We start from the raw sequence: 6,571 nt of genomic DNA on the forward strand, positions 1-6,571 counted from the left end.
CCGGACGGAGTCCGGGGGCTGGTCACACGCCCCGCGGGCTCGCATAGAAGACCAGGCGGTACTTTCCGATCTGGACTTCGTCGCCGTTGGACAGCTGGACCGAATCGATGCGCTCACGGTTGACGTAGGTGCCGTTGAGGCTGCCGACATCACCCACGGTGAAGCTACCGTCCGGACTCCTGCGGAACTCCACATGACGCCGCGACACGGTCACGTCGTCGAGAAAGATGTCGCTCTGCGGGTGACGGCCGGCCGTGGTCAGGTCGCTGTCGAGCAGGAAGCGGCTTCCGGAGTTCGGGCCCCTCCGCACGACCAGCAGCGCCGAGCCTCCGGGCAGCGCGTCGACCGCGGCCTGGGCCTCCGGGGAGAGCGAGGGCAGAGCGGTCTGACCCGTCGCCTCCGCCTCGTACGCCTCGAGGCCGGAGATGGAGATGGTGGACGTCGTCTCCGAGGGACGCTCGGGGACCCCGCCCCGCAGCGGTGCGCCGCAGTTGGAACAGAACCTGCTGGCCTCCGCGTTGCGGTGACCGCACCTCGTACAGACCGGCATCGACGAGCCCTCCGGGGTGAACCCTCCACCCGTACTCGAGGCTGATGGTTCGCCGAAACCTATGCGTCCGGCACCGGCAGGGTCAACAGACGACACGCCGTCACCCCCCGGGGCACCGGACACCTCGTCGCGGAAGAGCGGACGCTCCGCCTCCTGCTCCTCGCCCTGACCGTGGCGCGGCGCGCGGTGGCGGGCAGCACTGTTGCTGTCCTCGCGTGCACTCTTCCCGAACAACTTCGCAAACAACTTCACGGGCGATTCCCCTTGACCGACATAGACCCGCCCGTGGGGCAGGACGAACCCTGATTGAACACACCTGCCGACCCGGACATCTTCACAACGTCCGTATCCACCCGACAGTTTCCACCACGCACCACCAATCCGGTGCGCCGACCCCCCGCAACCGTCCGACCCGCTCCACCGGCCCCCACGCTCGCCCGGCTCACGGGGATGACGACCGAGCGTAGTCAGGCCGCTGCGCCGGTCGCAAGGCATCGACGACGATGTCGTCGGACCGCTCCACGAGCACCGTGGCCTGCTCCTTCTCCAGCGTCTGGACCACACCGCCGGGAATGTTGAGGGCGGGCTCCAGATCCTGCGGTTTGCCGATCACCGTGAACTCGTACGGCGCCTCGATCTTCTCCCCGTCCACCTGGACCTTCCCGGCGTCGCCGGAGAAATAGGTGTTGGCCACCACCCGCACCCCGTTGACCTGGATCGCCTCGGCCCCCGCCGCCCGCAGTTCCTGAATGGCGTCGAGCAGCATGTCGGGTGCGACCGCCCCCGAGGGGTCGGTGATCGTCAGCGTGATGCCGGGGCCCTGCGCCGCCACGGTGCCCGCGAGGATACCGAGCTGGCGTTCCTTCTCCAGCGTCTGCTTCCGGGCCTCCTCGGCCTGGTCGGAGCTGGTCTCCAGCTCGGTGCGCTGATCGTCCAGACGCTGCTTCTCGTCCTCCAGACGCTGGGTCCGGTCGTCGACCTCGTCGAGGATACGGACCAGGTCCTCCTGACGGGCGCCGCGCAGCGCACTGTCGTCGTTGGTGGACCGCACCTGGATGGCAAGCCCCAGACCGAGCCCGAACAGCAGCACGGCGACGATCAGTTGGGCCCGGCTCAGCCGCGGCGGCCACAGGCCCGCCTTGAGCCTCTGCCGACCGGACACCTCCGTGGCGGGCGGCGGCGCGGGAACGTCGGGGACGGCGGACGCGCCGCCCTCGGGCTGTTCGCTGCGGGGATTCTCGTCGTTGTTCATCGGCCTCAAGCCCGGAAGACGTGCCGGCGGATCGCGGCGGCGTTGGAGAAGATCCGAATGCCCAGCACGACCACCACACCGGTGGAGAGTTGAGCGCCGACACCCAGTTTGTCGCCGAGGAAGACGATCAGCGCGGCCACCACGACGTTCGAGAGGAAGGAGACCACGAAGACCTTGTCGACGAAGATGCCGTCGAGCATGGCCCGCAGACCGCCGAAGACGGCGTCGAGCGCGGCGACCACCGCGATCGGCAGATAGGGCTCGACCACCGCCGGTACCTCGGGCCGGACCAACAGTCCGACCACGACTCCCACGACGAGGCCCAGTACGGCGATCACGATGTGCCCTTCCCTGTGTCTGCCGCACCACTGCCGGCGGCCTTCGGCTCTGCTGTACGGACGATCAGGCTCGGCGCGGCCGGAAGCCGCACCTCCGCCTGATCGGAGATGCTGGTGCGGATGTCGAAGCTCTCCTTGAGCGCCTGAAGGTACTGGCCGTCGGCGCTGTCCTGGAAGGCGGTCGCGAGCTTCTTGCCGTCCCCCACCGCGAGCACCGTGTACGGCGGTACGAGCGGTCTGTTGTCGACCAGTATGGCGTCGCCCGCGGCCCGGATGGCCGACAGCGCCGTCAGCCTTTGCCCATTGATGGCGATCGCCTCGGCCCCGGATTCCCACAGGCCGTTGACGACCCGCTGCATGTCCCGGTCGCGCACCCGCCCGGTGTCGGCGAAGCCCGTCGACTCGCGCGGCCCGCCGCCGCCCTGGTCGGTGTCCTTCGCGTCGTCGACGACCAGTTTCACGCCGGGGCCGTCGACCGGCGTCGCTCCGGCCAGCAGCGCCACCAGCTGCCCCTGGTCCCCGCCGTGCTGCTCAAGTGCCTTGCGCTGACGTTCGCTCACATCGCGGCGGAGCGCGTCGACGTCGGACTCCAACGTGTCCGCGGCCTCTGTCTCCGCGTCGATGCGGTCGATCAGCTCCTCGCGCTCCTTGGCGACGACCGGCGCGGAGATCCGCGCCTCGGCGGCGCCGAGGGTGACCACCAGGGCGGCCACCACCAGTCCGGCGGCCAGGCCGAGCTTCGACTTGAGCGTACGGGGCAGCCCGGCGCTCCCGTCGGCCCTGCGCCGCGCGGAGGCCTCCGCGTACCCGTCGTCGAGGCTGTGGTCCATCACGTTGTTCAGCAGCGACATGGAGGCGTCGGGGCGTGCGGGCGGCGGGGCGGTGCTCCGATCGGGGGACTGCTGCGACATGCCGCACATCGTCGCACGTCATCGCGGCTGCCGCCGAATGGCCCCACCGGTGCGCCGCGACCCCCTGCCCGGGGCGTCGCGGCGCACCGTCTTCGCGTCAGTCCCCGGCGCTGTCCACCACCGCGGCCCACTCGTCGAGCAGTGCCTGGGCCGAGGCGTCGTCCGGGCCTTCCGCCCACAGATGGGTGACGGCCTCCGCCCGGTCGGGCAGGACCATGATCCACCGCCCGTCCGCCTCGACCACACGGACCCCGTCCGTGGTGTCCACGCTGCGGTCGCCGGCCGCTTCGACGACCCGGCGCATGACGAGCCCCTTGACGGCCCACGGGGTCGCCAGGTCGCGGCGCAGGACATGCGCCCGGGGGATCCGGGCGTCGATCTGGCTCAGTGTGAGCTGGGTGCGCGCGACGAGCCCGATGAGCCGGACGAAGGCGGCGCTCCCGTCGAATACGCTGCTGAATTCGGGAACGATGAACCCGCCGCGCCCGTCTCCTCCGAAGATGGTGTCCTCTTCACGGCCCACCCGGGTCAGGTCGTCGGGCGAGGTGGTCGTCCACTCCACCTGGGTGCCGTGGTAGGCCGCCACCTGCTCGGCGACGCGCGTGGTCGTCACGGGCAGGGCGACACGACCGCTGCGCCGCTCGGCGGCGACGAGATCCAGGAGCACCAGCAGGGCCCTGTCGTCCTCGATGATCCGGCCCAGTTCGTCGACGAGCGAGAGTCGCTCGCCCACCGGGTCGAACCGCACTCCGAAGGCCGCCCGTGCGGAGGACACGATCTCGCCGAGCCGCACAAGACCGGCCCGCCGGGTGTCGGCGGACTCGGTGGGCCGCGCCTCGTCGAGTCCGGGGTTGATCGTCAGCGCGTCCACGCCGAGCCGCCCGAGCAGGCTGGGCAGGACGAGCCCGGCGCTGCCGTTGGAGGCGTCGACGACGACCTTGAGTCCGGAGTCCGCGATGCCGGTGACGTCGACGTTCCGCAGGAGGGACCCGGTGTACGAGTCGAACACGCTGGACGGGAAGTGCAGGTCCCCGATCTCGCCGGGGAAGGCCCTGCGGTACTCCTGGCGTGCGTAGACCCGGTCGAGCTTGCGCTGCTGCGCCTGTGAGAGATCCGCGCCTCGCTCGTCGATGAACATGATGTCCACCGAGTCGGGCACCCCGGGCGACGTACGGATCATGATGCCGCCGGCGCTGCCCCGGGCGGTCTGCTGGCGCGCCACGGGCAGGGGGACGTTCTCCAGGTCCCGGACGTCGATGGCGCTGGCCTGGAGGGCCGAGATGACGGCCCGCTTGAGGGCGCGGGCGCCTCGGGAGTGGTCACGTGCGGTCGTGACCGTCGAGCCCTTCTTGAGGGTCGTGGCGTAGGCGCCGGCCAGCCGTACGGCCAGTTCGGGGGTGATCTCGACGTTCAGGATTCCGGAGACCCCGCGCGCCCCGAAGAGGTGCGCCTGTCCTCGGGACTCCCAGATCACCGAGGTGTTGACGAACGCGCCGGCCTCGATCGTCTTGAACGGGTACACCCGGACGTTGCCCTGGATGATCGACTCCTCGCCGACCAGGCATTCGTCCCCGATGACGGCGCCGTCCTCGATCCGGGCCGCGCGCATGATGTCGGTGTTCTTGCCGACCACGCAGCCCCGGAGGTTGCTGTGCTGTCCGATGTAGACGTTGTCGTGCACCACGGCCCTGTGGAGGAAGGCACCCGTCTTGACGACGACGTTCGACCCCACGACCGTGTGTTCGCGGATCTCGACGTCCGCCTCGACCTTGGCGTAGTCGCCGATGTACAGCGGTCCGCGCAGCACGGCGTCGGGGTGGACCTCAGCTCCTTCGGCGACCCACACGCCGGGGGAGATCTCGAAGCCGTCGAGCTCCACGTCGACCTTGCGCTCCAGGACGTCCGCCTGGGCCTTCACATAGCTTTCGTGGGTGCCTACGTCCTCCCAGTAGCCCTCGGCGATATAGCCGTAGATGGGCTTGCCCTCCTTCATCAGCTGAGGGAAGACGTCTCCGGACCAGTCGACCGAGGTGTCGGCCTGGACGTAGTCGAATACTTCGGGCTCCATGACGTAGATGCCCGTGTTCACGGTGTCCGAGAAGACCTGTCCCCAGGTCGGCTTCTCCAGGAACCGTTCGACCTGACCGTTCTCGTCCACGATGGTGATCCCGAACTCCAGGGGATTGGGAACCCTGGTCAGGCAGACGGTGACGAGCCCGCCCTTTTCCTTGTGGAACGCGATGAGGTCGGTGAGGTCGAAGTCGGTGAGCGCGTCACCGGAAATGACGAGGAACGTGTCGTCCTTCAACGCCTCTTCCGCGTTCTTCACGCTGCCCGCGGTGCCGAGTGGCTTCTCCTCGTTGGCATAGGTGAGCTCCATCCCGAGCTCTTCGCCGTCCCCGAAATAATTCTTGACGAGGGAGGCGAGGAACTGGACGGTCACTACGGTTTCACTGAGCCCATGCCGCTTGAGCAGGCGCAGGACGTGCTCCATGATCGGCCTGTTGGCCACGGGCAGGAGCGGCTTGGGCATGCTCGAGGTCATGGGGCGAAGGCGTGTGCCTTCGCCGCCAGCCATCACGACGGCCTTCATGTCGGAAACGTCCTCCTAAAAGAGACGACGGTTAGCCGAGTTCGCCCGTCGGGGCATCATTCACACCATCTGCCGCGGGCCGGCCACACTGCGCGGCACCGCATCAACGAGCTCAATCGGCTACTGCGTGTCCGCCTTCACGATCCGGCGGACCTGAACCACGTAGAGGATTCCTGCCCACCAATAGAGCGTTGTACCCCATCCTGCGAACGCCCATCCGAAGACAGCTGCCAGTGTGGCCAGCCAACCACTCCCGTCGCTGAGCAGCAACAAGGGGAACGCGTACATCAGGTTGAAGGTTGCAGCTTTTCCGAGGAAGTTGACCTGCGGAGGCGGATAGCCGTGGCGTCGCAGGATGGCCACCATCACCAGGAGCATCAGTTCCCGGGCGAGAAGCGCCGCGGTGACCCAGAGGGGCAGGATCTCACGCCAGGTGAGGCCCACAAGGGTGGAAAGGATGTAGAGGCGGTCAGCCGCCGGGTCCAGGAGCCGGCCGAGGCTGCTGATCTGGTTCCACTTGCGGGCCAGCTTCCCGTCGAGGTAGTCGCTGATGCCGCTGAGCATCAGCACCAGCAGCGCCCAGTTGTCGCTGTTGGGCCCTCCGAACACGGGGCGAAGAATCAGCCACAGGAAGAGCGGTACCCCGACAAGGCGAGCCATGCTGAGGATGTTGGGGATGGTGAGGACCCGGTCCGTCTGGACCCGAGTCTCCTGGACCTCCACCCGGGGGCCTCCTGTGAAGAACGTGCCAATGATGCCCCCTGACCCTACCCTCAGCTTCCCCCGTCCGGTGCACGGGGGTGGAGGTCGAAGAGGGTACGCCAAAGGTCCTGGAACGCAGAAAAGCCCCGCACCAAAAGGTGCGGGGCTTTCCCGGAAAAATTGTTCGGCGGCGTCCTACTCTCCCACAGGGTCCCCCCTGCAGTA

6 protein-coding genes are annotated in these 6,571 nt (G+C 68.4%); all 6 read right to left on the reverse strand.

Annotated features, from left to right (window positions below):
- Positions 1 to 22: 22 nt before the first annotated feature.
- Positions 23 to 802, reverse strand: coding sequence for an FHA domain-containing protein (locus ACIQRW_RS36235; protein ID WP_329358720.1), 780 nt, complete (start codon positions 800 to 802; stop codon positions 23 to 25).
- Positions 803 to 992: 190 nt separating this feature from the next.
- A complete protein-coding gene (locus tag ACIQRW_RS36240) occupies positions 993 to 1,802 on the reverse strand; it encodes a DUF881 domain-containing protein (RefSeq protein WP_403769042.1) in 810 nt (269 codons plus the stop codon).
- Positions 1,803 to 1,807: 5 nt separating this feature from the next.
- On the reverse strand, positions 1,808 to 2,140 hold the full coding sequence (locus ACIQRW_RS36245) for a small basic family protein (protein WP_003970459.1): 333 nt from the start codon (positions 2,138 to 2,140) through the stop codon (positions 1,808 to 1,810).
- Complete coding sequence (locus ACIQRW_RS36250) at positions 2,137 to 3,051, reverse strand: DUF881 domain-containing protein (protein WP_403769045.1); 915 nt, start codon at positions 3,049 to 3,051, stop codon at positions 2,137 to 2,139. Before ACIQRW_RS36250 ends, ACIQRW_RS36245 begins: the two co-directional genes overlap by 4 nt.
- A gap of 97 nt (positions 3,052 to 3,148) precedes the next feature.
- Positions 3,149 to 5,644 carry a sugar phosphate nucleotidyltransferase gene (locus ACIQRW_RS36255; RefSeq protein WP_403769047.1) on the reverse strand — a complete coding sequence of 832 codons (2,496 nt, stop codon included), beginning with the start codon at positions 5,642 to 5,644 and terminating at the stop codon, positions 3,149 to 3,151.
- A 120-nt stretch (positions 5,645 to 5,764) separates the two neighbouring features.
- A complete protein-coding gene (locus tag ACIQRW_RS36260) occupies positions 5,765 to 6,367 on the reverse strand; it encodes a CDP-alcohol phosphatidyltransferase family protein (RefSeq protein WP_403769049.1) in 603 nt (200 codons plus the stop codon).
- Positions 6,368 to 6,571 lie beyond the last annotated feature (204 nt).

The organism is Streptomyces sp. NPDC091287 (genome assembly GCF_044768525.1).
Classification (GTDB): domain Bacteria; phylum Actinomycetota; class Actinomycetes; order Streptomycetales; family Streptomycetaceae; genus Streptomyces.